Annotated in this window: 29 protein-coding genes and 1 riboswitch; all 29 genes read left to right on the forward strand. The window is 30.2% G+C overall.

Going from position 1 to position 24,766, the window contains the following annotated elements; all coding sequences use genetic code 11:
- Nucleotides 1-7: 7 nt before the first annotated feature.
- The 29 genes from IO99_RS01530 to spo0A all read left to right on the forward strand — a co-directional run bounded on the left by IO99_RS01530 (nt 8) and on the right by spo0A (nt 24,630).
- On the forward strand, nt 8-733 hold the full coding sequence (locus IO99_RS01530) for a hypothetical protein (RefSeq protein WP_035129330.1): 726 nt from the start codon (nt 8-10) through the stop codon (nt 731-733).
- A gap of 21 nt (nt 734-754) precedes the next feature.
- Complete coding sequence (locus tag IO99_RS01535) at nt 755-1,198, forward strand: hypothetical protein (RefSeq protein WP_035129331.1); 444 nt, start codon at nt 755-757, stop codon at nt 1,196-1,198.
- Entirely contained in the window at nt 1,188-1,577 is a 390-nt protein-coding gene (locus IO99_RS01540) for a hypothetical protein (protein WP_035129332.1), read from the forward strand. Before IO99_RS01535 ends, IO99_RS01540 begins: the two co-directional genes overlap by 11 nt.
- A 73-nt stretch (nt 1,578-1,650) precedes the next feature.
- Nucleotides 1,651-1,781, forward strand: a riboswitch (SAM riboswitch).
- A 128-nt stretch (nt 1,782-1,909) separates the two neighbouring features.
- Entirely contained in the window at nt 1,910-2,869 is a 960-nt protein-coding gene (locus IO99_RS01545) for a methionine ABC transporter ATP-binding protein (RefSeq protein ID WP_035129342.1), read from the forward strand.
- 2 nt (nt 2,870-2,871) lie between these two features.
- Nucleotides 2,872-3,522 (forward strand): methionine ABC transporter permease, encoded by a 651-nt coding sequence (locus IO99_RS01550; protein ID WP_035129344.1) that lies wholly within the window; start codon nt 2,872-2,874, stop codon nt 3,520-3,522.
- Between the two features lie 48 nt (nt 3,523-3,570).
- On the forward strand, nt 3,571-4,398 hold the full coding sequence (locus IO99_RS01555) for a MetQ/NlpA family ABC transporter substrate-binding protein (protein WP_035129346.1): 828 nt from the start codon (nt 3,571-3,573) through the stop codon (nt 4,396-4,398).
- A 302-nt stretch (nt 4,399-4,700) separates the two neighbouring features.
- The gene (gene efp / locus IO99_RS01560) at nt 4,701-5,258 is read left to right on the forward strand and encodes an elongation factor P (protein WP_035129348.1); all 558 of its coding nucleotides are present in this window, start codon (nt 4,701-4,703) and stop codon (nt 5,256-5,258) included.
- 239 nt (nt 5,259-5,497) lie between these two features.
- Nucleotides 5,498-6,415, forward strand: coding sequence for a stage III sporulation protein AA (spoIIIAA, locus tag IO99_RS01565; protein ID WP_035129350.1), 918 nt, complete (start codon nt 5,498-5,500; stop codon nt 6,413-6,415).
- 3 nt (nt 6,416-6,418) lie between these two features.
- Nucleotides 6,419-6,937 (forward strand): stage III sporulation protein SpoIIIAB, encoded by a 519-nt coding sequence (gene spoIIIAB / locus IO99_RS01570; RefSeq protein ID WP_035129352.1) that lies wholly within the window; start codon nt 6,419-6,421, stop codon nt 6,935-6,937.
- A 15-nt stretch (nt 6,938-6,952) separates the two neighbouring features.
- Nucleotides 6,953-7,150 carry a stage III sporulation protein AC gene (gene spoIIIAC / locus IO99_RS01575; protein ID WP_035129354.1) on the forward strand — a complete coding sequence of 66 codons (198 nt, stop codon included), beginning with the start codon at nt 6,953-6,955 and terminating at the stop codon, nt 7,148-7,150.
- 9 nt (nt 7,151-7,159) lie between these two features.
- Nucleotides 7,160-7,543, forward strand: coding sequence for a stage III sporulation protein AD (gene spoIIIAD, locus IO99_RS01580; RefSeq protein ID WP_035129356.1), 384 nt, complete (start codon nt 7,160-7,162; stop codon nt 7,541-7,543).
- A gap of 8 nt (nt 7,544-7,551) precedes the next feature.
- Entirely contained in the window at nt 7,552-8,706 is a 1,155-nt protein-coding gene (spoIIIAE, locus tag IO99_RS01585) for a stage III sporulation protein AE (RefSeq protein WP_035129358.1), read from the forward strand.
- 36 nt (nt 8,707-8,742) lie between these two features.
- Nucleotides 8,743-9,339, forward strand: coding sequence for a stage III sporulation protein AF (gene spoIIIAF, locus IO99_RS01590; RefSeq protein WP_035129360.1), 597 nt, complete (start codon nt 8,743-8,745; stop codon nt 9,337-9,339).
- A gap of 35 nt (nt 9,340-9,374) precedes the next feature.
- On the forward strand, nt 9,375-10,079 hold the full coding sequence (gene spoIIIAG, locus IO99_RS01595) for a stage III sporulation protein AG (protein ID WP_051823823.1): 705 nt from the start codon (nt 9,375-9,377) through the stop codon (nt 10,077-10,079).
- Nucleotides 10,080-10,121: 42 nt separating this feature from the next.
- Nucleotides 10,122-10,610, forward strand: coding sequence for a SpoIIIAH-like family protein (locus IO99_RS01600; RefSeq protein ID WP_035129361.1), 489 nt, complete (start codon nt 10,122-10,124; stop codon nt 10,608-10,610).
- Between the two features lie 187 nt (nt 10,611-10,797).
- On the forward strand, nt 10,798-11,196 hold the full coding sequence (locus tag IO99_RS01605; RefSeq protein WP_035129363.1) for an Asp23/Gls24 family envelope stress response protein: 399 nt from the start codon (nt 10,798-10,800) through the stop codon (nt 11,194-11,196).
- 235 nt (nt 11,197-11,431) lie between these two features.
- Entirely contained in the window at nt 11,432-11,833 is a 402-nt protein-coding gene (gene nusB, locus IO99_RS01610) for a transcription antitermination factor NusB (protein ID WP_035129365.1), read from the forward strand.
- 8 nt (nt 11,834-11,841) lie between these two features.
- On the forward strand, nt 11,842-12,687 hold the full coding sequence (locus IO99_RS01615; protein WP_035129366.1) for a bifunctional 5,10-methylenetetrahydrofolate dehydrogenase/5,10-methenyltetrahydrofolate cyclohydrolase: 846 nt from the start codon (nt 11,842-11,844) through the stop codon (nt 12,685-12,687).
- Entirely contained in the window at nt 12,677-13,879 is a 1,203-nt protein-coding gene (xseA, locus tag IO99_RS01620; RefSeq protein WP_035129368.1) for an exodeoxyribonuclease VII large subunit, read from the forward strand. Before IO99_RS01615 ends, xseA begins: the two co-directional genes overlap by 11 nt.
- A 1-nt stretch (nt 13,880) precedes the next feature.
- The gene (gene xseB, locus IO99_RS01625; RefSeq protein WP_035129370.1) at nt 13,881-14,099 is read left to right on the forward strand and encodes an exodeoxyribonuclease VII small subunit; all 219 of its coding nucleotides are present in this window, start codon (nt 13,881-13,883) and stop codon (nt 14,097-14,099) included.
- A 23-nt stretch (nt 14,100-14,122) separates the two neighbouring features.
- The gene (locus IO99_RS01630; protein ID WP_035129372.1) at nt 14,123-14,989 is read left to right on the forward strand and encodes a polyprenyl synthetase family protein; all 867 of its coding nucleotides are present in this window, start codon (nt 14,123-14,125) and stop codon (nt 14,987-14,989) included.
- Between the two features lie 858 nt (nt 14,990-15,847).
- On the forward strand, nt 15,848-16,432 hold the full coding sequence (locus IO99_RS01640; RefSeq protein ID WP_035129375.1) for a membrane protein: 585 nt from the start codon (nt 15,848-15,850) through the stop codon (nt 16,430-16,432).
- 5 nt (nt 16,433-16,437) lie between these two features.
- Entirely contained in the window at nt 16,438-18,315 is a 1,878-nt protein-coding gene (dxs, locus tag IO99_RS01645) for a 1-deoxy-D-xylulose-5-phosphate synthase (protein ID WP_035129376.1), read from the forward strand.
- Nucleotides 18,316-18,317: 2 nt separating this feature from the next.
- The gene (locus IO99_RS01650; protein WP_035129378.1) at nt 18,318-19,142 is read left to right on the forward strand and encodes a TlyA family RNA methyltransferase; all 825 of its coding nucleotides are present in this window, start codon (nt 18,318-18,320) and stop codon (nt 19,140-19,142) included.
- Complete coding sequence (locus IO99_RS01655) at nt 19,139-20,008, forward strand: NAD(+)/NADH kinase (protein WP_035129380.1); 870 nt, start codon at nt 19,139-19,141, stop codon at nt 20,006-20,008. The genes IO99_RS01650 and IO99_RS01655 overlap by 4 nt, the downstream gene beginning before the upstream one ends.
- Complete coding sequence (locus tag IO99_RS01660) at nt 19,989-20,438, forward strand: arginine repressor (protein ID WP_035129382.1); 450 nt, start codon at nt 19,989-19,991, stop codon at nt 20,436-20,438. The genes IO99_RS01655 and IO99_RS01660 overlap by 20 nt, the downstream gene beginning before the upstream one ends.
- Before the next feature lie 16 nt (nt 20,439-20,454).
- Nucleotides 20,455-22,152, forward strand: coding sequence for a DNA repair protein RecN (recN, locus tag IO99_RS01665; RefSeq protein WP_035129383.1), 1,698 nt, complete (start codon nt 20,455-20,457; stop codon nt 22,150-22,152).
- A gap of 236 nt (nt 22,153-22,388) precedes the next feature.
- Nucleotides 22,389-23,543, forward strand: coding sequence for a SpoIVB peptidase (gene spoIVB / locus IO99_RS01670; protein WP_423219410.1), 1,155 nt, complete (start codon nt 22,389-22,391; stop codon nt 23,541-23,543).
- A 253-nt stretch (nt 23,544-23,796) separates the two neighbouring features.
- Entirely contained in the window at nt 23,797-24,630 is an 834-nt protein-coding gene (spo0A, locus tag IO99_RS01675; RefSeq protein WP_035129387.1) for a sporulation transcription factor Spo0A, read from the forward strand.
- Nucleotides 24,631-24,766 lie beyond the last annotated feature (136 nt).

Below are 24,766 nucleotides of genomic sequence, written 5' to 3' on the forward strand. Positions count from 1 at the left end.
GAGAGTTATGAAGAAAAGGTGTACAATTGAAATAAGTGAAGAAGAAATAAAGTTTGTAAAAGAAAAAATTAAAGATTTAAAAAAGCATAAGAATTTTTACTGTACATATTGCAGTAAGAAAAATTATAAAGACAGTGATGTTGCAGTTGAGGAAAATTTAAGAAAGCTTAATTTGGACATAATTTTAGAAGGAGAAGAGATATTTGTACATAATGTTTTTGTGCCTAAAGTAAATAAAATTAAACTAGATTTAATTGTTAAAAATCAGGTAATAAAAATTTTTTATGACATAGAAAATATAATCTTTAACTATGAAATTATTAGGAATAAAAGAGGAAAATTAGAGGTAGCCATATACTGCATAAATGTAAAGGATTCACTTTTAATGAATCGAGAATTGTTTTTAGGGGCAAATATAAACTCTGTAATACCTATACAACAGTTATATACAAATAAATACAACAAAAAGATAAAAAATGGAGAATTCACTTTAATAATATATAGAAATAAGTATGTTTATATCATTGAAGTAGAAAATGGAGCTATAAGAGCAAATAGAGTTATAAATGGAAGTAAAGAAAATGTAAATATAGAAATCTTAGCATTTTTGAGAGAGATTAGTGGGGAAGAACATAATAATAAGGGAATTTACATCATTACAGATGAGAAAAAGGAAAAGGTTAAGGTTGCTAATTTATATGAGATGAAAAGGAGTTTTCCTGTAAATTCTTAATTTGTGAAAGGGAGGGAGACAATGAAAGAAGGATATTATCCTCAATGGTATATAGAGAGTTTAAGGTACATCTATAAGAAAAATATAATAAGAACTTTGATATATTTCTCTATATTTTTTATAATTATTTCCATGGGAATATTAGGGAATTATTATAAGAGATTAAATATTGTAGATAAAGCGCAGTATAACAAATACATAGATTTAAATAATAACAGAAAAAGTATTACAACCTTTGCATATAACTACATTTATGAAATAATTTCAAAGGAAGATCTTGAGATAAATTCTATGAATATAGATGACAATAATATAGGATTTAATATAAAGGTTAAAGATAAGGAAGATTATTCAATGTGTATTAAAATTTTAGAAGAAAAGTTTTCAATAGTTGAAGTTTCATCTATTCTTCAAGAGAAGGAAGAGCTATATTTTACAGCTAAGGTAAAGATTGATGGATACTAGAAAATATAAATTAATTAATATTACTATAGTTATAGCAACTATAATACTCTTAATAGCCTATGGTAAAACACAAATAAATTTAAACAATGCTAAAAATCATAGAAATTTAGTTGTAAGTAACCTTGTAGAAGAAAATAAAAAGGAAGAGTTTAAACTTGGAGAATTTTTAAATAGATTAAGAAGTTATAATGATATTTCTTTAAATAACATTGTTGTTTATGACTCTTGGGGTGAAGTAACTATCAAGTGTAAGGGGGATTTTACTACTTTTAAAAATTTACTTAGTGATTTAGGTAAGATGGATGAAATAAAAGAAATTAACTCTTTGGTGGTGGAAGAAGATATTTGCACCTTTATTCTTGTATTCAAAAAAATCTAAAAATTTTGGTATTTTTATGTTGACTATTTATTTATTGTTATGTATAATTAGTGCCAAGGTAAAAGTAAATATTGTCTTATCACGAGCGGTGGAGGGACTGGCCCTTTGAAACCCAGCAACCTGTGTATATATATTGAATCATATATCTTTATATGTGCATCATGGTGCTAAATCCTGCAGCTTTTTTGAGCTGGAAGATAAGAGAATGAATTGGCATGCATGAAGTTTTATGCACTAGAGATTTATTCTCTAGTGCTTTTATTTTTACCCAAAATAATTAAATCTAGATTTAAAGTAAATAGGATATCTACAGTAAAGGACGGTGCTAGAGAATGATAGAGGTATCACATATCAATAAGAGCTTTGAGAGTTTAAAAGTTCTAAAGAATGTATCATTTACCATAGAGGAGGGACAAGTATATGGAATTATAGGTCACAGTGGAGCTGGAAAATCTACCATGTTAAGATGTATAAATGGATTAGAAGGTTATGATGAAGGTAGTTTGAAAGTTATGGGGAAAGAAGTTTCCTCTATGACAGAAAGAGAAATTAGAGAGTTTAGAAAAAATGTTGGAATGATATTTCAAAATTTTAATTTACTTAAAAGATCTAATGTATATAATAACGTGGCATTACCATTACAACTATGGGGATATGATAAAGAGTATATAGAAAAAAAGGTGGAAGAATTGTTAAAAATTGTTGGATTATCCCATAAGATAAAGTCTATGCCTAAAGAATTAAGTGGCGGAGAAAAGCAAAGAGTAGCAATTGCAAGAGCTTTAGCTTTAGAACCTAAAATATTACTCTGTGATGAAGCAACCTCGGCACTAGATCCTAAAACTACAAAGGACATTTTAGAGCTGTTATCTAAAATTAATAAAGAAATGGGGATTACCATAGTAATGGTTACCCATCAGATGGAAGTAGTAAAGTCTATATGCCAGCGAATAGTCCTTGTAGAAGGGGGAGAAGTTAAAGCTGAAGGAAATGTAGATGAACTATTCTTAAGACCAGGATATACCCTAAGAAAATTCTTAGGAGAAGAAGAAGAAATTTTATTTAATAATGGAGTCAACATTAAGATATATTTTCCAGCAAATAAAAGTGAAAATTCATTTATAACTAACATGGCTAGAGATTTGAATGTAAATTTTTCTATTGTGTGGGGCAAGTTAGAAAGATTTAGAGAAAATGTATTGGGATCATTAGTCATAAGAGTTGATGAACAGTGGAAGGAAGTTGTTACTAGTTACTTAGAAAAAAATAAATTCCAATGGGAGGTGTTATAGTTATGACAGCAGAAGCAATTATAGGGATCCTTAGTAGTGCACTAATAGAAACTTTAATAATGGTAGTGATATCTACGATCTTTGCAGTAATTATTGGTATGGTTTTAGCCATAGCTTTAATACTAACAACCAAAGAAGGTCCAATGGAAAATAAATATATATATAAAATATTAGATGGGGTTATAAATACTTTAAGAAGTTTACCTTTCGTAATATTGATGGTGGTAGTAGTTCCTGTTACTAGAGTTATTGTAGGTAAATCCATAGGAACTACAGCGGCCATAGTACCTTTGACTATAGCTACAGCGCCTTTTGTTGCAAGAATTATTGAAACTTCTTTAAAGGAAGTAGATAAAGGAGTTATAGAAGCAGCTCAATCCTTAGGAGCTACTAAGACTCAAATAATATTTAAAATAATGATAAAAGAAGCCTTACCATCTATTGCGTCAGGTCTTACTTTAACTATTATAAGCATTATAGGCTATTCTGCCATGGCTGGATCTATTGGTGGAGGCGGTCTTGGAGCAGCAGCTATAACCTATGGATATAATAGATTTAATACTCCAATTATGATATTTACAGTGGTAGTTTTAATTATATTTGTTCAATTTATTCAAAGCTTAGGAAACTACATATATAAGAAACTAAGCTAGTATTCAAAATTTAAGTTTAGAAATTTTTAATCAAGGAGGAATATATACATGAAAAAATCAGTAAAGAAATTATTAAGTTTAACGTTAACATTAACTTTAGGGGTGACTTTAGTAGGCTGTGGTTCTAAGGGAAAAGCAGGCTCAGAGGCTAAGGGTGAAGATAAGGTTATAGCTATAGGAGTATCTCCAGAGCCTCATAAAGCTATAGTGGAAAATGCTATAAAGCCACTATTGGAGAATCAAGGATATAAAGTAGAAGTAGTAGAGTTTTCAGATTATGTACTACCTAATACTGCCCTTGAAGAAGGTGAAATAGATGCAAACTATTTTCAGCATGTACCTTTTTTAGAAGCTACAGTTAAGGAAAAATCTTATGATCTTTCTTATACAACAAAGGTACACCTAGAACCAATGGGAGTATATTCAGAAAAATTAGATGATATGGGGGATATTAAAGATGGTGCGGAAATAGCAATTCCTAATGATCCATCTAATGGAGCAAGAGCTTTAAAACTTTTAGCTAAAAATGGAGTAATTGAAATTTCAGATGGGGATCTAGTAACTGCAAAAGATATTACTTCAAATCCGAAAAACATTAAGATTACAGAGCTAGATGCAGAACAGTTACCAAGGGTTCTAAAAGATGTAGAATTAGCAGTAATAAATACTAACTATGCTTTAGAGGGGGGACTTAACCCTTTGAAAGATGCTTTAGCAATTGAAGGTACAGATAGTCCATATGCTAATATCATTGCTGTTAGAACTGAAGATAAAGAAAAGGATAAAATAAAAGCTTTAACAAAGGCAGCCACTTCTGAAGAAGTAAGAAAATACATCGAAGATAATTATAAAGGAGCTATTGTTCCTGGGTTTTAAATCTATCAAAATGTATATAATAGATATGAATATATGGATATAATATGTATTTTTAATAATATATTTAAACTTTTATTGCAAGTTTCTTAATATGAAGGTATAATTTGTTTGCAAAGAATACATAGTTTTGATAAAATATCATTGTTAATGTAAATGTAAGTAATTATAATTATTAAATTAGGTAATTAATTTATTACTAAAATTTAGTATGCATATTAATAACTACATAAGGTATTAAAGTGCTTTAAATAGGTTATAATAATTTTATTAACAAAGGCTATTATATATTGGGAGGTTACATTATGATATCAGCTGGAGATTTAAGAAAAGGAACAACTTTTGAAGATGGTGGACAAGTTTACACTGTTGTAGAATTTTTACATGTTAAACCAGGTAAGGGTGCTGCCTTCGTTAGAACTAAATTAAAAAATGCTATAACTGGAGCGGTTACAGAAACAACTTTTAACCCAACTGCTAAATTCCAAGAAGCAGTAATAGAGAGAAAAGAAATGCAGTATCTTTATTCTGATGGAGAGTTATACTACTTCATGGATCAAGAAACTTTCGAGCAAATTCCTTTAAACTACGATAAAGTAGAAGAAGCTATAAAGTTCTTAAAAGAAAACATGTTTGCAATAATTAAATTCTACAAGGGTGAAGCTTTCTCAGTAGAAGCTCCAAACTTCGTTGAATTATTAATTACAAACACTGAACCAGCAGTTAAAGGAAATACTGCAACTAACGTGTTAAAACCAGCTACAGTAGAAACAGGGGCAATAGTTCCAGTTCCTCTATTTGTAAATGAAGGAGACACAATTAGAGTTGATACTAGATCAGGAGAATATATGGAAAGAGTTTAGTCCATATTGAGCTAGCTTTCATAATTGAAGGCTAGTTTTTATTTGATCTATGAATACATATTTAATAGGTTGCAGAGATATATGAAAACATACTGTTTTTAATAAGTGCTTCATATAATGAAATATTATATTTCGTTATATGAAGCACTTATTTTTTGCAAAAAATAAAAAAATAAAAATATTATAGTAATAATTATACATGAAAGGTAATAACAATTAAGTAAGAAAGGGTGAGTTGCATGATTACTAAAGATGTTTTGGATATACTATCTCCTTCTATTAGAAATGAAGTTATAAACTATGACCATGGTGGAAAACTACAAGAAATTAGATTAAAAGTTAACAAACCTCTTATATTTATAAGCAATAATAAGGAGATAAGAACAAGTTATAATACAAAACTAGAGGACATAAAGATAATTATTCAAAAGATAAGTAGCTACTCCATATACGCCTTTGAGGAAGAAATCAAACAAGGATATATAACTATTCAAGGTGGTCACAGAGTTGGAATTTGTGGTACCTGTGTTATAGAAGAAAACTCTCTTAAGACTATAAAACACATATCTTCAATTAATATACGTATTGCTAGAGAGGTAAAGGGATGTAGTGATGGAATCTTACCTTTTATTATTAAAGATAATTCTATATTAAACACTATAATAATATCTCCACCTAAATGTGGGAAAACAACTATATTAAGAGATTTATCAAGGGAGATATCTAATGGATTGTCAAGATATGGGTTAAGTGGCAAAAACGTAGCTATTATTGATGAAAGAAGTGAAATTGGAGCATGTTATAGAGGGGTTCCTCAAATGGATGTAGGCATTAGGACAGATATATTGGATAACTGCCCGAAAAGTCAAGGAATAATCATGGCCATTAGAAGTATGGCTCCTCATCTTATAGTATGTGACGAAATAGGTACCTATAAAGATATGGAGAGTGTTGTGGCAGCATTAAATTCAGGTGTAAATGTAATAACGACTATCCATGGATTTAGTGAAAAGGATCTCTATAATAGACCAGTATTCAAAGAAATTTTAGAAAATAAAGTTTTTCAAAGAGCTGTAATTTTAAGTAATAAGTGTGGCATTGCAACCATAGAATATATATATGATTTTACAAAAGGTGAGAAAGTAAGGGGGTGGTAATAAATGATAAAAGTAATAGGTTTTATTCTCATAGTAGTTTCATCTACTATTTTAGGATTTTCCTATGGAGAAAAATTTAAAAAAAGAGTTAGAGAGTTAAAGGAATTTCAGCGAGGCGTATATGTATTAAAGAATGAAATAAATTTTACCCATGCATTACTTCCAGAGGCTCTTAATAAGGTCTATGAAAAATGTGAAGAACCCATAGCTGGAATTTTTAAGGAAGCGTCAGAATTAATTATTAGCAGCGAAGAATGTGATGTAAATAGTTGTTTTATTCATAGTCTAGATAAAAGAGTGGACAAATTATCCTTAACTAAAGATGATCTAGGCATATTTTTAGATTTTACTAAAAGCCTAGGTGAGATGGATATAGAAGGACATAATGATATGTTTGCACTAACTCTAGAAAATTTGGGAAAAGCAATTAAGAATGCCGAATATAACATTGATAAAAACGTGAAGATGTATAGATACCTAGGGTTTTCCTTCGGTGCCATGATAGGAATTATTTTAATGTAAGGAGGCGTGTGGATTTTGTTAGATATAAGTATAATAGTGAAAATTGGTATAGTTGGAATTGTAATGATAGTTTTAGATAAGGTTTTAGATAGTGGAGGGAAAAAGGAATATGCAGTTATTAGTAATTTAGCAGGAATAGTAATAATACTAATATTAGTGATTAGTTTGGTTTCAAAGCTATTCAATGCAATACAAACTTTATTTTACTTTTAGGAGGAAACTATGGATATTATCAAAATAGTATCCTTTGCACTAATAACTCTTCTTATTGTGATAATGGTAAAAAGGGAAAGACCAGATATTGCACTTTTAATTAGCTTAATAGCAGGCATAATAGTATTTATGTTTTTAGTTAGCAAGCTAACTATAATAGTAAATTTCCTTCAAACCTTATCTAATAAAGCTAATATAGACATAGTGTACTTGGATACAGTATTTAAAATTTTAGGTATTGCATATTTATCATCCTTTTGTAGTGAAATTTGCAGGGATGCTGGTGAGAGTAGTATTGCATCAAAGGTTGAATTTGCTGGTAAAATATTAATTCTTACTCTTGCAATACCAATACTAATGGCTGTAATGCAAACAATATTAAAGATAATGTAGGTGTAAATATGAAGAAAAGTATATTTGTTTTAATAGTTATGATCATATTTTTAATTCCTATAAAAGCTTATGGTAATGATGAAGTAAATATAGATGATGAGCAAATGAGCAAAATAAATGGACTATATGATTATATAAGTAATCTGGATACTGGAACTGAATTACTAAAGGATATGTCGCCTAAGGAATTTGTACAAAGTTATATGAAAGATGGACAAGGCTCCTTAGAAAGAAAAGAAATATTAAAGATGGCTTTGGGATACTTATTTAAAGAAATAGTAGTATCTTTTAAAATAATAGGACAACTTATCATAATAGCTATAGTTTGTGCATTATTAAATAATCTTCAAAATGCCTTTAGCAATGAAAAGTTGTGTAATGTAGCATATTTTGCTTGCTTCTCTGTGATGATTATACTGATTGCTCGAGGATTTTATATAGGAGTGGAATTAACCCAACAGGTTATAAATAGTATAAGTGATTTTATGGTAGCGCTAATGCCGGTGCTTATAATGTTACTGGCAAGTGTAGGAAGTGTAAGTCAAGCTGTGGTAATGGATCCCATTATTATGGGTGTATGCACCTTAGGAACTAAGCTTTATTCTTCTATAATCATACCTATAATTTGTATGAGTTTTGTCCTAGACTTTGTAAATAACATATCTAATGAATATAACGTTAAGAATTTGACTAGTTTACTTAAAAAGTTTGCTCTATGGGTTCAAGGTATTTTTCTAACAATTTTCGTTGGTATTATAACAATTAGGGGAATTGTAGGAAATAGTTTTGATGTGGTGACCACAAAAACAGCTAAATTTGCCATGGACAGTTTTATACCTGTAGTAGGTAAAACTTTGTCTGATGCCTTTGCAACAGTAGCCAGCTACACCTTACTTTTGAAAAACTCAGTTAGTCTATTAGGTGTAGTAATTCTTATATCTATAATTTTACTTCCTATAATAAAGATTTTTGTTATGGGATTCATGTATAAACTAACTTCTGCATTATTACAACCAGTAAGTGATAATAAAGTAACTAATATTATAGATGCTGCAGGAGGATCTTTGATGCTACTTGGTTCTTGCATTATATGTGTCAGTGTAATGTTTTTTATAATGATTGCTATAATAGCTGCTACAGGTAAAGGATTTATTCTAATGTAGATATTAGATTAATTTTTGTTAAAAGTAGGTGATGGAATGATAGAAGCCTTAGGAAAGTGGATAATAACCATATGTGTGGCAATATTTTTTTCTACAGCAGTACAAATGATATTACCAGATAATTCATTAAAAAAGTATTGTAATTTTGTTCTTGGGTTAATTGTTTTTGTAGTTATATTAAGTCCTATTTTAAAAATATTTAATGAGGAGCTACAAGTGAACAAAATAATTGAAGAATCTGCAGACTTAGTATTCAATGATAAAGGTGAGAGAAATTATGAAGAATATAGACAGGCTAATATAAATAGTACATTAGAAAGGTTTAAAAGCAATTTAGAAAAACAATGTGTAGCTGATTTAGAGAAAAATTTTAAGGGAGATCGGTATAGTGCCAAGGTAGATGCAGCTTATGACAATGAAAATAGCATTTTTCTTATTGAAAGAATTGAGATAGGAATTAATGATGGTTCAGTGGAAAGGGTAAAAAAGGTACAAATCGGTGATGAGTCAGTTCAAGTAGACAATCAAGATTCTTCAACAGATAAAAAATCAATGGAGGTTAGAAATTTTATTAGCTCTACTTACGATATAGATGAGGAAAATATATATGTATACAAACTTAATAATAATTAAACATAAATTTTATATAGAAGTTTGGGGGGATAAAAGTGTCAAATAATCTTAAAAAAATATTTGAAGATATTTTTAAGGGAAAAGGAGGTGAGAGCAAACAGCAAGATAAAGATTCTAAAAATACTATAGGAGAAAGTGGTAAAAAGCCAAAGGTGATAAATTCTAATCTATTAACAAATTTAGCCATAGTATTTTTAGTTGGAGTTCTATTATTAATAGTAGGAAGTATGTTTACAAAGGACAATAGTCCAAAGGGAAGTGACAGTGGAACTGCTAATGTAGTGGCAATAGGTGGTGATGAAATACAAAAGAATACAGATACTACATCTTCAGCTGTAGATAAGGCTTATAAGGAGAAGATGCAAGAAGAATTAATTAGTTTATTAGAGAAAATAGAAGGTGTAGGTAAAGTCCATTCTATGATTTATTTCGAAAGTGGACAAGAACAGGTACCAGTATTTAATGAAGAAACTTCAACTAGTGTTACTAGTGAAAAGGACAATGGTGGGGGACAAAGGGAGATAACACAAGAAAATGGTGGGAGTACAGTAGTTATGGAAAATAAGGAAAATCAACAACAACCCTTTATAACAAAAACTTATAATCCTACCATTACAGGTATTTGTGTAGTAGCTGAAGGAGCTGGGGATTCAGTGACAGAATTAAGGATACGTCAAGCTGTAATTAAATTATTTGGTCTTTCAGATGATAAAGTACAGGTATATCCTATGAAAAAGTAGCATATAAATGTGATATAAATAAAAAATTCGGGGGGAACTATAATGAATAAAAAACAAACTATAATTATTTCTTCACTAGTAGTATTAATTTTATTTGCAGGTTATTTAGCGACTCAAGTAAATGGACCACTTTATGTGAGTGATACAAAGGGAAATGATGGAACTACAATTAGTGCATCAACTAATGCAAATTATTTTACAGAAGCAAGATTACAACGTGATAACAATGCCACTAAAACTCTTCAAACTTTAAAGGCTTTATTAGATGATGAAAATACTCCACAAGATCAAAAGGCAGAGGCTGCGGATGAATATAAGAATTTAGCACTTCAATCTGATAAAGAAGTTAAAATTGAATTAGCACTTAAAGCTCAAGGATTTGAAGAAGCCCTTTGTACTTTAGATAAGGAAAAGGCTACAGTGGTAGTTAAACATGAAGGAGAGCTTTCAGACCAACAAGTTAGACAAATTAAAGATGTAGTTATGAGTAAAGCTGATATAAAAGATATAGAAATAAAAGTAGCTGAATAACTAAACATATTTTGTTTTAAAAACAGTAGAGTAAAAATCTGCTGTTTTTAATATGTTTATAGGGTAATATTTATAAAAGTGGGTAATATAAAAATAATGAGTATTTCTATTATAAAATTTGTAAAAGAAATTGTTATCTGATATAATATGAATATTATTAATCACACTGGTAAGGGGGTAGTGAATTATGGAAGAAAATATATTAAATGAAGTTCCTACAGAGGAAGAAGTTGGTATAGTAAGAATATCTGACGAAGTTATTGGTGTAATAGCTAGTCTTGCAGCATCCGAAATAGAAGGTGTTGCAGGTATGAGTGCTGGATTAGTAGAAGATATAAGTAAAAAGCTCACTGGTAAAAAGAATATATCAAAGGGCGTTAAAGTAACTATGGATAACGATTCTGCAGTAATAGATTTACATATGTCCGTGGAGTATGGTATAAAGATACCGGATATGTGCTTAAAGGTGCAGAAAAATGTTAAGAACACTGTTGAAACTATGACAGGTTTAAATGTATCATTAGTTAATATTAACGTGCAGAATATTATATTTCCTAAGATGAACAAAGAAGAGGAAATAGAGTAATTTTAAACACCCTCTAGTGAAGAGGGTGTTTCCATGTGTAAAATTAACTTATCCATGTCATGATGTGGAGTTTAATTTCAATTTTAAAAACATAATATTAATAAGATGATATAAGGAGCTTATACATAAGAAACTCCCGTTTCAGTGGATTTATATAGATAATTCATTTATAAAAAGTTACAAAAAACTTATTAGGAAAAATAACAAACAAGAGATATTTTATGGAGGTATATATATGAATAGAAGAAAAAGTAGAGAGATAGCAACTAGGTTAATATTTGAAATATCAATTAACAAGGAGAGTTATGTAGATATTATTGAAAATTTTCGTGAAAATACAGAGGAAAAAATAGAGGATATAGACTTTGAATATGTAATAAGAGTATTAAAGGGAGTATCTGAAAATGAAGCTCAAATTAATGAAACTATTTCTAAGTATCTAGTAAAATGGAAATTAGAAAGATTACCAAAGATGAACTTAGCTATTCTGAAAATGGCAACTTATGAAATCTTATTTGATGAAGATATTCCAAACAAAGTTACTATTAATGAAGCTATAGAACTTGCAAAGAGGTATGGAGATGATAATGCACCATCATTTATAAATGGGGTGTTAAATAATTTAATTAAAAAGTAGGTGTATTTATGGGAACAAAATTAAGTGGAAAAGACTTGGCAGTTCAACATAAAAGCGAAATTAAAGAATTAATTGCAAGCAGAGTGATAAAAGGGAAAAGACCTCCAAGGCTAGTATCAATAATTGTTGGTGAAGATGGAGGATCTATTTCATATACTCGAGGACAAAAAAAGGTAAGTGAGGAGCTTGGAATATTGTATGAAACAAAAATGTTTTCAGAAAATATTTCTGAAGATAAGCTTATTGATGAAATTAAAGAGTTAAATCAAGATAATTCTGTTGATGGAATAATAATTCAATTACCTCTTCCAAAAGCATTAAATGAAGAAAGAGTTTTAGATGCTGTTGATGTAGAAAAGGATGTAGATGGACTTACAGATTTTAATCTAGGAAAGATGTATAAGGATAAAAAATCTTTCATGCCATGTACAGCTAGGAGTGTTCTTGAACTTATTAAATCTCAAGTAGATATAAAGGGAAAAGAAGCAGTAATAATTGGACGAAGCAACATAGTTGGAAAGCCAGCAGCTTTTTTACTTCTTAAAGAAAATGCTACTATTACTATATGTCATTCAAAAACTATAGATATAGAAAGTGTTTGTAAAAAAGCAGATATTTTAGTTTCTGCCATAGGAAAACCAGGCTTTGTAACTAAAGATTTTGTTAAAGAGGGTGCCATAGTTATAGATGTAGGAACTACTATGGTGGAAGGTAAGGTCAAAGGCGATGTAAACTTTGAAGAAGTAATAGAAGTGGCTAGTTTGGTAACTCCAGTACCTGGTGGAGTAGGCGCTATGACAACAACTATGCTTATGAAGAATACCTGTGAGGCATGGTTAAAAAATGTACAGTAAAATTTTAACAGTGACAGCAGTAAATAGCTATATAAAGAAAGTAATAGATAATGATTTTATCCTTAAAAATTCTAATATCAAAGGAGAATTATCTAATGTAAAAATCCATAGCAGTGGTCATATATACTTTTCATTAAAGGATAGTTTTACAAAGCTTAAATGTGTAATGTTCAAGACAAGAGCCATGAATTTAACATTTATACCTAAGGATGGAATGAATGTAGTAGTATCTGGGAATATATCTATCTATGAGAAAGAAGGAACCTACCAACTTTACTGTAACACTATGGAGGTAGAAGGGGAAGGACAACTCTTTATTGCATTTAATTTATTAAAAGAAAAGTTAGAGAAAGAAGGACTTTTTGATAATAATTTAAAAAAGGCAATTCCATCCATGCCAAGAAGAATAGGAGTAATTACGTCACCTACTGGTGCAGCAGTAAGGGATATAATTAAAGTAGCAACTAGACGAAACCCAAACATTGATATTTTAATATATCCATCCTTAGTTCAAGGGATCAATGCCAGTAGAGATATAGCTGCTGGTATAAAAGCTCTTAATAATATTGAGGATGTAGATGTGATACTTTTAGCTAGAGGTGGTGGCTCAATCGAAGAGTTATGGGCCTTTAACGAGGAAGAGGTAGCTAGGGCTATTAAAGCCTCTAAAATTCCTATTATTACAGGAGTAGGACACGAAACAGATTTTACAATAGCTGACTTTACAGCTGATTTAAGGGCAGCCACTCCTTCCCATGCTGCTGAAATTGCAGTATACAGCTTAGAGGGGTTCAAGGAAAAATTAAATGGATTAAGAGAAGAAATAAAATATGCTATTATTAAAAATATTAATGATAAATTTAATATTCTTAATAATATGCTTAATAAATTATTGTTATATAGCCCTGAGAATTATGTGGTAAATCAATATGATAAGTTAGATAATCTAAAAAGTAAATTAGTGTTTACTATGGAGTTAAGGCTTCAAGAGGAAAGAAATAGATTAAAGGTTATAAGCCATAGATTAATTGGAAATAACCCATTAAACATATTAGAGAAGGGGTATAGCATTATAAAAAGTCCAGAGAATCAGCCTATAGAATCTTTAGAAAAATTGAAAAAGTATGAAGTTGTAGGGATTACTATGAAAGATGGTCATGGACTATTTAAAATAGAACAGGTGGAGGAATAACATGGCTAAGAAAAAAGAAACTTATGAGAGTAAGGTCCTCAAGTTAGAGGAAATATTGCTTGAAATGGAAAATAGAGAAGTTACTTTAGATGAGGCTATTTGTAAATATGAAGAGGGAATGAAGCTTTATAGTGATTTATATAAGACTCTTCAAGAAGCAGAAGGAAAAATAAAGATATTGACAGATAAAGGTGAAGAAGATTTTCATCAGGAAGATTAATTGTATTTTGTGAGGGATTAAATATGAATATTAATATCTATAAGGAAAAAATAGAAAGTTGGATGGAAAACTATTTTAAAACTAAAGATGTTGGTGATAGTTCCGTGTTAGAACCTATAATATATAGCTTAAAGGTTGGGGGTAAAAGAATAAGACCTATTCTTATGATTTGTACTTATAATATGTATAATAATATTATAGATGAAATCCTTCCTTTTGCTGCGTCTATGGAGATGATACACACCTATTCATTAATACACGATGATCTTCCATGTATGGATGATGATGATTTAAGAAGAGGTAAACCAACAAATCATAAGGTTTATGGAGAAGCTATGGCTACCTTAGCTGGAGATAGTTTACTAAATGAGGCTATGAATGTTATGTTTTCACAATGTCTAAGTGGGGAATTGAAAAAAATTAGAGCAGCAGCGATTATTTCAAAGTCATCAGGTATAGATGGTATGATAAAGGGTCAAATTATAGATATAAGAAGTGAAGGTCAAAAAATAAATGAAGAAATTCTTTTAGAGATGCACAAGAATAAAACAGGTCAGCTAATATCAGCTTCTATTATTGCAGGGGCTACAATGGGAGAGGCTCCAGAAAAAGATTTGGAAACTCTTAAATCTTTTGGAGAAAAACTAGGTCTTGCATTCCAAATTAAAGATGATATTTTAGATGTTGAAGGAGATTCGAAATTACTAGGTAAAACTCAAAGTGATGGAGAAAATGATAAAGCGAATTTTATTACCATGTATGGAATTAATAAGTGTAAAGAGTTTTGTAACAATTTAACTCAAGAATGTTATGAGCTTTTAAATAGCATAGAAAGAGATACAAAAGAACTAGAAGATATAACTAAGTTTTTGTTGGAGAGAGAATACTAATCTACTAAAACAAATGATTCTAAGCACATTTAACTTTATCCGATGACTACCAGCTCTAATACTCCCATCTTTTTCAAATCGGGAGTTAAGAGCTGGTACGTCACTGGATAACGATTTCTCCTAAAGGACAACGAATTCTAAATATCAAATTAATTGACACTAAGAATTCTGTTAGTAAGTTTCAAGGAAGCTAAGAAATCTGTTAATAAAAAAAGTAATGTCAATTAATTATAGTTATGCTATAATTAATTTAATGAGGTGGTGCAGTATTCTAGTCAGGTAAGTACTTTTGAGGACGGGGCTAAAAATCCGTTGAAGGGCACATCGATGAAGTTCCTTGTGCTGGCCTGTAACGCCCAGTTGTGGGCTTGTGCTGGGAGTAAGGTTGTGGGGCGACCGCAAAGGCATGCGACATCGACCCTACAATCGTGGAGACCAATGTTTGTGCTTTGGGAGAGATACCCACGGTACGGCACTGGATTAAACCTGCATTGTGGTAAACGAGCTATGTGCAGAGTAGCCTGCCTTGAGTGAGGTGGGTAGAGGTGAGAACAAATCTTGTTACCCCGGCCAGGGTAATGGGGCTATTGCTTGCTAAAACCCATGTTGCAAAAGAGGATAAGAGAGTACCTAACTGTCGAGGAAATCTCCTAGACTGTTCCATGTGAAGCATATTAAGGATTGCAGTGTGGACTAAGTGGTAATCTAGCCCTATAGTTGGAAACACTATAGATAGAGCATTAAAGGGAAACCGTCAAGATGGCGACATCTTGATCACTCTATGGGAAATCCTGCTAGACCTAAGCCGCAAATTTTACTTAGTATGCTACCACCTTTATCTATTTTTGGAGGGTAAAATTGGAAAGCGATAGTAGTAGGCGGAATAAAAAAGCCAAAAACAAAGAATGTAAGAAAAAAAATACAAAAGAAGCATTATGGATAACTAAAATTACAATTTATACTATAATTATTAGTGGAACTGCTTCACTTTTATCAGAATCTACACTTCCAAGGGTTAATGCTTCCTTAGCGTTTACCATATTAGTGTTGATTATTTTTTTAGGCGTAATTTTTGATGTGATAGGTACAGCGGTTACGGCAGCAAATGAAATTCCATTTCATGCCATGGCTGCAAAGAAGATAAAAGAAGCAAAGATAGCAGTGAAGATGATAAGAAATGCAAGTAAGGTTTCAAACTTTTGTAACGACGTGGTAGGAGATGTTTGTGGTATTATAAGTGGAGCTGTAGGTGTAGTAATAGTAGCAAAAATATTGCAACTTTACCCTTATGATTCTGAAATATTAATAGCATCTGGTATTAGTGCAATGATAGCAGGAGCCACTGTTGGTGGAAAAGCAATAGGAAAAAAATTCGCAATTACAAATAGTAATAATATATTATATGCAGTTGCAAAAGTAATATATTTTATAAAACGAGGTTAAGGTAAATGTCAAAGTATTTAGATAGATATGAAGATTTTAATGAAATAAGAAACATGAAAATAAATGAATTAGAAGAATTTGCAGAAGAAATACGTCAATTTCTGATCAGTCAAGTCTCCAAAACGGGAGGACACTTATCATCTAATTTAGGTGTAGTTGAATTGACTATGAGTTTATTTAACGTATTCGATTTTAACAAGGATAAGATAATTTGGGATGTAGGACATCAATCTTATGTTCATAAAATATTAACAGGACGTAAAGAAAAATTTGATACCCTCAGACAATATAAAGGTCTTAGTGGATTTCCCAAAACAGAAGAAAGCAAGTATGATATGTTCAATACAGGACATAGTAGTACATCTATATCGGCAGCGGCAGGGATGGCAAGAGCTAGAGACATAAAAAATGAGAAACATGATGTGGTAGCTGTAATTGGAGATGGAGCCCTTACTGGTGGAATGGCTATGGAGGCTTTAAATGATATAGGATATAATAAAACTAAGATGATAGTAGTATTAAATGATAATCAAATGTCTATTTCACCAAATGTTGGAGGAATATCCACATATCTAAATGATTTAAGGATGGGAAATGCTTATAATAGAGTTAAAAGTGATGTAAATGCTACTTTGGAGAAGATACCAAGGGTAGGAAAAAGCATGATTAATTCTATAAATAAGATGAAGGATTCTGTAAAGCAACTTATGGTTCCTGGAATGCTTTTTGAAAATATGGGATTAAAATATTATGGACCAATAGATGGCCATGATATTAAAGAAATGAGTAAGGTACTAAAAAAAGCTCAACAGGTAGAAGGCCCAGTAATTATTCATGTAATAACTAAAAAAGGTAAAGGCTATGAGTATGCAGAGGAGTTCCCAGATAAATTTCATGGAGTAGGACCTTTTAATTGTGAAAATGGACAGCAACCTTCAAAGGCTAGCAAATCCTATTCAGAAATTTTTGGTGAGACTATGGTAAAATTAGCAGAAAAAAACAGAAAATTAGTAGCTATAACTGCAGCTATGCCAGAGGGAACAGGACTTGAGGGATTTTCTAAGGAATTCCCAAAGAGATTTTTTGACGTAGGTATAGCAGAGCAACATGCGGTAACCATGGCAGCAGGTATGGCATCACAAGGATTAAAGCCTGTATTTGCAGTGTATTCCACTTTTCTTCAAAGAGCCTATGATCAAGTTATTCATGATGTAGCAATACAAAAATTGCCGGTGGTAATTGCTATAGATAGAGCGGGGATTGTAGGTCAAGATGGAGAAACTCACCAAGGGGTATTTGATCTATCTTACTTAACTCACATACCAGATATGACAATAATGAGTCCTAAATGTACTGAAGAGTTAAGGTATATGCTACAGTTTGCAGTTACACAAAACTATCCTATAGCTATAAGATATCCAAGGGGTGGAGACTTATCTAATATTAAACTTTCACCTATGACTTTCTTTAGAAAAGGTAAGTGGGAAGTTTTAGGTAATAAATCTGGAAAAGTGGCAATAATAGCAGTAGGTAAAATGGTTCAAAATGTAATTATTGCTAAAGAAATGTTAAAAGAGAAAAATATAGATTGTACTATAGTAAATAGCTGTTTTGTAAAACCTATAGACAGTGAATTAATAAAAGAACTAGTACAGTCAGGATATGATTTAGTTACTGTAGAAGATAATATGATATCTGGTGGTCTTGGAAGTGAGATATTAGAGTATTTAAATAGGGAAGGGTTACTTAAGAATAATATTTTAACATTAGGATTTAAGGATAAATTTATACAGCATGGAGATGTTAATATATTATATAATCTTAACAAATTAGACCCAGAAGGAATTTGTAGTAGTGTAGAGGAATTTTTAACTAAGGAGTAAGCATGTTAAAGGAAAGAGTTAGATTAGATTTATTAGTAGTAAAAAAGCAATTAGCAATTTCTCGTGAAAAAGCTAGAGAATATATTTTATCTGGAAAAATATATGTCAATGGAAAAGAAGAAAGAAAATGCGGGCTAAAAGTTGAAGAAACTGCTGAAGTTGAAATGCGTGGGGAAGTAATTCCCTATGTAAGTAGAGGTGGACTTAAATTAGAAAAAGCCCTTAAAGATTTTAATATAAATCTTAAAGGGCTTAAATGCTTAGATATAGGAGCATCTACTGGAGGATTTACAGAATGTATGCTTACTAGTGGAGCCATTAAGGTATATGCAATAGATGTAGGTAAAGATCAATTGGCAGACAAACTTAAAGGGGATAAAAGAGTTGTTTCTATGGAAAGCACAAATGTAAGAAATCTTACAATGGAACAAATTGGTGAATCCTGTGATTTTGCATCTATAGATGTATCTTTCATTTCATTAGATAAAGTAATACCTCATGTTATTCCACTTTTGAAGGACGTGGGAGAAGTGGTAGCACTTATAAAACCTCAGTTTGAAGCTGGTAGAGGAAAAGTTTCTAAAAAAGGGGTAGTAAAGGATAGTAAAATCCATGAAGAGGTTATTTTAAATGTAGTAATTTTTTTGAAGGAGAGTCACATTAATATATTAAATTTAACTTATTCAGGCATTAAGGGTCCTAATGGAAATATAGAATATCTGATTAATTTTACTAAAGATTTTAATAGAATTGGAAATTTTAACAGCAATAGTATAGGAAACATTGTAAAAAATGCTCATGAAAAACTTACTGTGGAGGATATATGAAGAGTATAGGTATTAACATCAATTCATCTAAAGATAAGAAGAATACAATACTAAACTATGTTCATGATCTAATAAAGGAAGAATTTCCTGAAAGTGAATTACATATATTTAAAGATGCTGAGGGATTGGAGCTAGAAGAAAACAAAAAATTAGATTTACTTGTTACCTTAGGTGGGGATGGAACTATCTTAAGAGCAGCAAGAAAGATATATAAATATGGAGTACCAATTCTTGGAGTTAATATAGGTCATTTAGGTTTTTTAACTAGTGTAGAACTAACAGAAGTTAGTGAAGCTATTAAAAAACTTAAAAATAATGAATTTAAAATCATGGAAAGAATGATGATAAAGGTTACTATTCCTAAAAAAGATGGTGAAAATGTCCATGTAGCTTTAAATGATATAGTTATAACCAAAGGGATTCTAAGCAGAATGTTGACTTATAATATATTTGTAGATGGAAGCTTTTATAGTAGCTATAAAGCTGATGGTTTAATAGTATCTACCCCTACAGGCTCTACAGCCTATTCTTTATCAGCAGGTGGTCCAATAATCTATCCAACAATGGAGCTAATAAGTTTAACTCCTATTTGTCCTATATCTAATGGAGTAAAGACGATTATTTTAGATCCTCATAACAAGATAAAAATAATATTAAATACTAATGAAGATAACGTATTCTTAACCTGTGATGGGCATTTAGAATTAGAATCAGATAAATACAATGAGATGATAATTGAAACAATTGAAGATAAGTGTAAGATTGTTCAATTTAAGGATTATGATTATTTTAAAATATTAAGAACGAAAATAATTTCAAGATCTATGGATTGTGAGGAGAAAATATATGAAAGAAAATCGCCATAGTATAATATTGGATATAATAAAAAATGAAGATATTGAAACTCAAGAAGATTTAGCTGATAGATTAAGAGCTAAAAATATAAATGTAACTCAGGCAACTGTATCTAGAGATATAAAGGAATTAAACTTAATTAAAACCTTATCTCATACAGGAAGATACAAGTATGCACAAGTAAATACAAATAACAACTCAACTATTAGTGCATTGGCATACATATTTTCAAATACAGCAATATCTGTTGAAAAAGTAGATAAAATTTTGGTTGTTAGAACAATTACAGCATCAGCTCAAGTTGCAGCTGAGGCAATTGACTCTTTTAAATTAGAAGGAATTGCAGGAACAATAGCTGGAGATAATACTATTTTTATCTTGGTAAGGACTGACGAAAAAGCCGAGGAACTTAAATTAGAAATAGAAAAATTAATAAAGTAAATGAGGAATGGTATAAATGCTTTTACAACTTAATATTATGAACTTTGCTCTTATAGAAAAACTATCCATAGATTTTTCTAAGGGATTTAATGTTTTATCAGGAGAAACAGGAGCAGGTAAATCTATATTAATTGATGCTATTAGCTTTGTTCTTGGAGGTAAATTTAATAAGAATTTAATAAGGGTAGGAGAAGATAAAACTGTAGTAGAAGCAGTTTTTTCTATTGAAAATCAAAGAACTAAGGCTATTTTAGAAGAATTAGATATTATTGATGAGGGAATAGTAATACTCAGTAGGGAAAGCTTTCACTCAGGTAAAACCATAGCAAAAGTAAATAATAAAACCTTATTGCTATCTAAAATAAAGCAGGTTAGTGAAACTTTAATTGATATTCATGGTCAACATGAAAACCAAAATTTATTAGATAGTTCAAAGCACATAAATTATGTAGACTCATTTGGACAAGATTTATTGGTGAATAAGCTTGAAGAATATGATAAATTTTATTTAAAATATGGTGAAGTTGAAGAGAAAATAAATAGACTTCAAGGAAACGATGGAGAAAGAGAGAAAAAAATAGATTTTCTAAAGTTTCAAATAGATGAAATTAATAGTATAAAACCTAAAATAGGTGAAGATGAAGAGTTATCAAAGAAATTTAATATGTTATCTAATGGAGAAAAAATCAAAAAGGCGTTAGAAAAAAGTTATATGCTACTTAAAGAGAATGATGAAAGTAGGATTTCTATTATAGATTCCTTAATGTATGTTATTAGAGAACTTAAGTCTATTGAAGCTCATCATGAAGAAGTTAAATCCATAGTAGATTCTCTGGAGGAATCATATTACTTGTTAGAGGACAATACTAGAACCCTTAGTGACTTAAAGGATAATACAGACTATGATATAGGTGAATTGGAATTTATAAATTCTAGAATGTATCAATTATCTGCTTGTAAAAAGAAATATGGACCTACTTTAGAAGATGTGCTAGTGTATAAAAATAATATAGAAGAACAATATTTCGAATTAATAAACAGTGGAGAGATTATAGAAGAACTATTAAAACAAAAGAAAAAGTTATATGAAAAATTAGAAGGAATAGCACAGGAATTACATAATTTAAGATTAGAAATAAGTGAAGTACTAGAAAAAGAAATAAAAAAAGAATTAGATTATGTAGGTCTTGAAAAAAGTAGATTTAAAATAGAGGTAGCATATACAGACAATCTTAATTCTAAAGGTAGAGACAAGATACAGTTTAACATTTCCACTAACCCTGGACAGCCATTACAACCTTTAGAAGAAGTGGTTTCGGGTGGAGAATTATCAAGGATTATGCTAGCACTTAAAACTGTATTTGTAGATAAAGACCAAATTCCATCTGTAATATTTGACGAGGTAGATACTGGAATAAGTGGTAGAATAGCTCAAAGAGTAGGAGAAAAAATGGTGCTTATTTCTGAAGCTCATCAAGTATTTTGTATAACTCATTTACCTCAAATTGCGGCACTAGCAGATGTGAATTATTTAATTGAGAAAAACAGCGATGAAGTAAATACGTTTACACAGGTTAAGAAGCTAAAGGATGATGAAGTGGAACAAGAAGTAGCTAGAATAATTGGTGGTAGCGAAGTTACGGCCATAACTATTGAAAATGCACGAGAGATGATTTCAAAGGCAAAAGAAATAAAAGGTGATTTAAGACGATAAACAGAATTCTTAGATTTTATTATAAATTTTAAAAAATAAAAATTAAAATGTGAATATATACTATAAAAATGTTTAACACTATAAACTAAGTATAACTTTAGTTTATAGTGTTTTATTTTCATGTTCTAAAAAATTCAATTAGGAAATCTTTTTGGGTTTAAAAGAAAAAGAACTCTAACATAAAAATTTCTCATAGGGGAAAATTAAAGTTAAACATTCTTTACAGGAGGTAAAGCATTATGAAAAAATTTAGTAATATTTTATTCTTGATATTTACTACAACCTTCATACTAATATCTATAAATTGCTATACTGATATAATTAATAGATATTTTAATGAAGCAGTGCCTTCAATAAATAATTATTCAAGTGCTATGGACTATAAATTAAATTTTTCAGAAGCTACTAGTCTAAAAAAGGTTAATTATGCTAAAACCTCCGACATAATGGTTTATCCAGGAGGAAAACCTTTAGGAATTAAAATTAATACAAAAGGAGCCCTTGTTATTGCTTTATCAGATATTGAGGTAGATGGTAATAAGGTTCAAAGCCCAGCTGCTATTTCTGGAATAGCTATAGGAGATAGTATTACAAAAATTAATAATGAAACAATAAAAAGTGCCGAAGATATAGCTACTTATGTAAATAGAGCCAAGGGAGAGCAGGTTAAAATTACAGTAAATAGAAAAGGCGAAGAAATGAATTTTGTAGTTAATCCAGTGGTCAGTAAGAAGGATGAAAACTATAAAATTGGATTATGGGTTAGGGATTCTGTGGCAGGTGTGGGAACTTTAACATTTTATCATAAAGAAAGTGGGAAGTTTGGAGCACTAGGACATCCTATAACAGATATGGATACCAATACTATTATGAGTGTTGGGAAAGGTGAAATTGTAGATTCTAATATAGTGTCAGTGAGGAAAGGAGCTAAAGGTAGTCCAGGTGAACTTAGGGGGATTTTTACAGATAGTAATAAGACCTTAGGAATAATTAGATTAAATACACCTGTTGGAGTATTTGGAGAAGGTAATGATAATTTAATATGCAATAATTATAATAAGCCTATGAAGGTAGGATTTAAAGATGAAGTTAAGGTAGGAAAAGCACAAATTCTTACAACTATAGATGGCGAAGAGCCTGAATTATTTGACATAGTAATAGAAAAATTATTAAATCAACAAGAACCAAATGGTAAAAGTATGATAATAAAAGTTACAGATCCATTGTGCATAGAGAAAACAGGTGGGATTATTCAAGGAATGAGTGGAAGTCCAATAATTCAAAATAACAAGATAGTAGGTGCAGTAACACATGTTCTTGTCAATAAGCCTGATACAGGATATGGAATATATATGGATTGGATGATAAATGAAGCAGACATTAGGAAATAAATAAATATTATCAATTACACGTAAAAAATACAAAAGGCTATATAATAATCATAAATAATTAAATAAAAACAATCTATTTATATAAAATTACAATAGGTTGTTTTTATTTGACTCAAAATGATGTTATAATATAAGAAAAGGTTGAATTTTAAAAAAAATTTATTTTTTTTTAGGTAGTAGAAGGAGTTTTATTACTTTTGTCGAAATTATATATCTATGATATGGTAAAAATTACAAAAAGGGGAGTTGTGGAATGGAGCAAAGAAGCATTAATGTGCTAATTGCAGATGATAATAAGGAGTTTTGCAATATTTTAAGTGATTATTTTTTAAGTCAAAAGGACATCAACGTAGTTGGTGTAGCAAAAGATGGAGTAGAGGTTTTAGAACTTATTGAACAAACTAACCCTGATTTAGTAGTTCTAGACATTATAATGCCTCATTTAGATGGATTAGGAGTTCTTGAGAGATTAAATACAATGAATTTAAATCCAATGCCTAGAATAATTATATTATCAGCAGTAGGTCAAGACAAAATAACTCAAAGAGCTATATCTTTAGGAGCTGATTATTATGTAGTTAAGCCTTTTGATATGGATGTATTATCTAATAGAATTAGAGATATGTTTAATAATTCAATTTCAAGTGATACAGTTAGAAAAACACCTGTTACTAATGCAACTAGTTCTTCATCATTAATGATGGATGTTAAACCCAAATCAAATAGTGGATCTATGGATTTAGAATCAGAAATTACTAATATCATTCATGAAATTGGTGTACCAGCTCATATTAAAGGGTATATGTATTTAAGAGAAGCTATAACTTTAGTGGTAAATGATATAGAATTATTGTCAGCAGTAACTAAAGAACTATATCCAGCAATAGCTAAGAAATACAATACTACTGCAAGTAGAGTAGAAAGAGCTATAAGACATGCTATAGAAGTTGCATGGGGTAGAGGACAAGTTGATACTATTAATAAGTTATTTGGATACACTATTCATAATGAAAAGGGTAAACCAACAAATAGTGAATTTATTGCAATGGTAGCGGACAAGCTAAGACTTAAAAATAAGGTATGCTAGAAGTTTAATATTATTAGGGTTATAGTAAAATTTAAGTCGATTAATTATCAAAGCCAAGGCAACAAATTATTTTTACACCAACAATATATAATTAAAAATTATAGACATCTTTTAATTTGAAAAAATTGAAGGTGTC

Origin of the sequence: Clostridium sulfidigenes (assembly GCF_000732635.1) — a bacterium.
Classification (GTDB): domain Bacteria; phylum Bacillota; class Clostridia; order Clostridiales; family Clostridiaceae; genus Clostridium_J; species Clostridium_J sulfidigenes.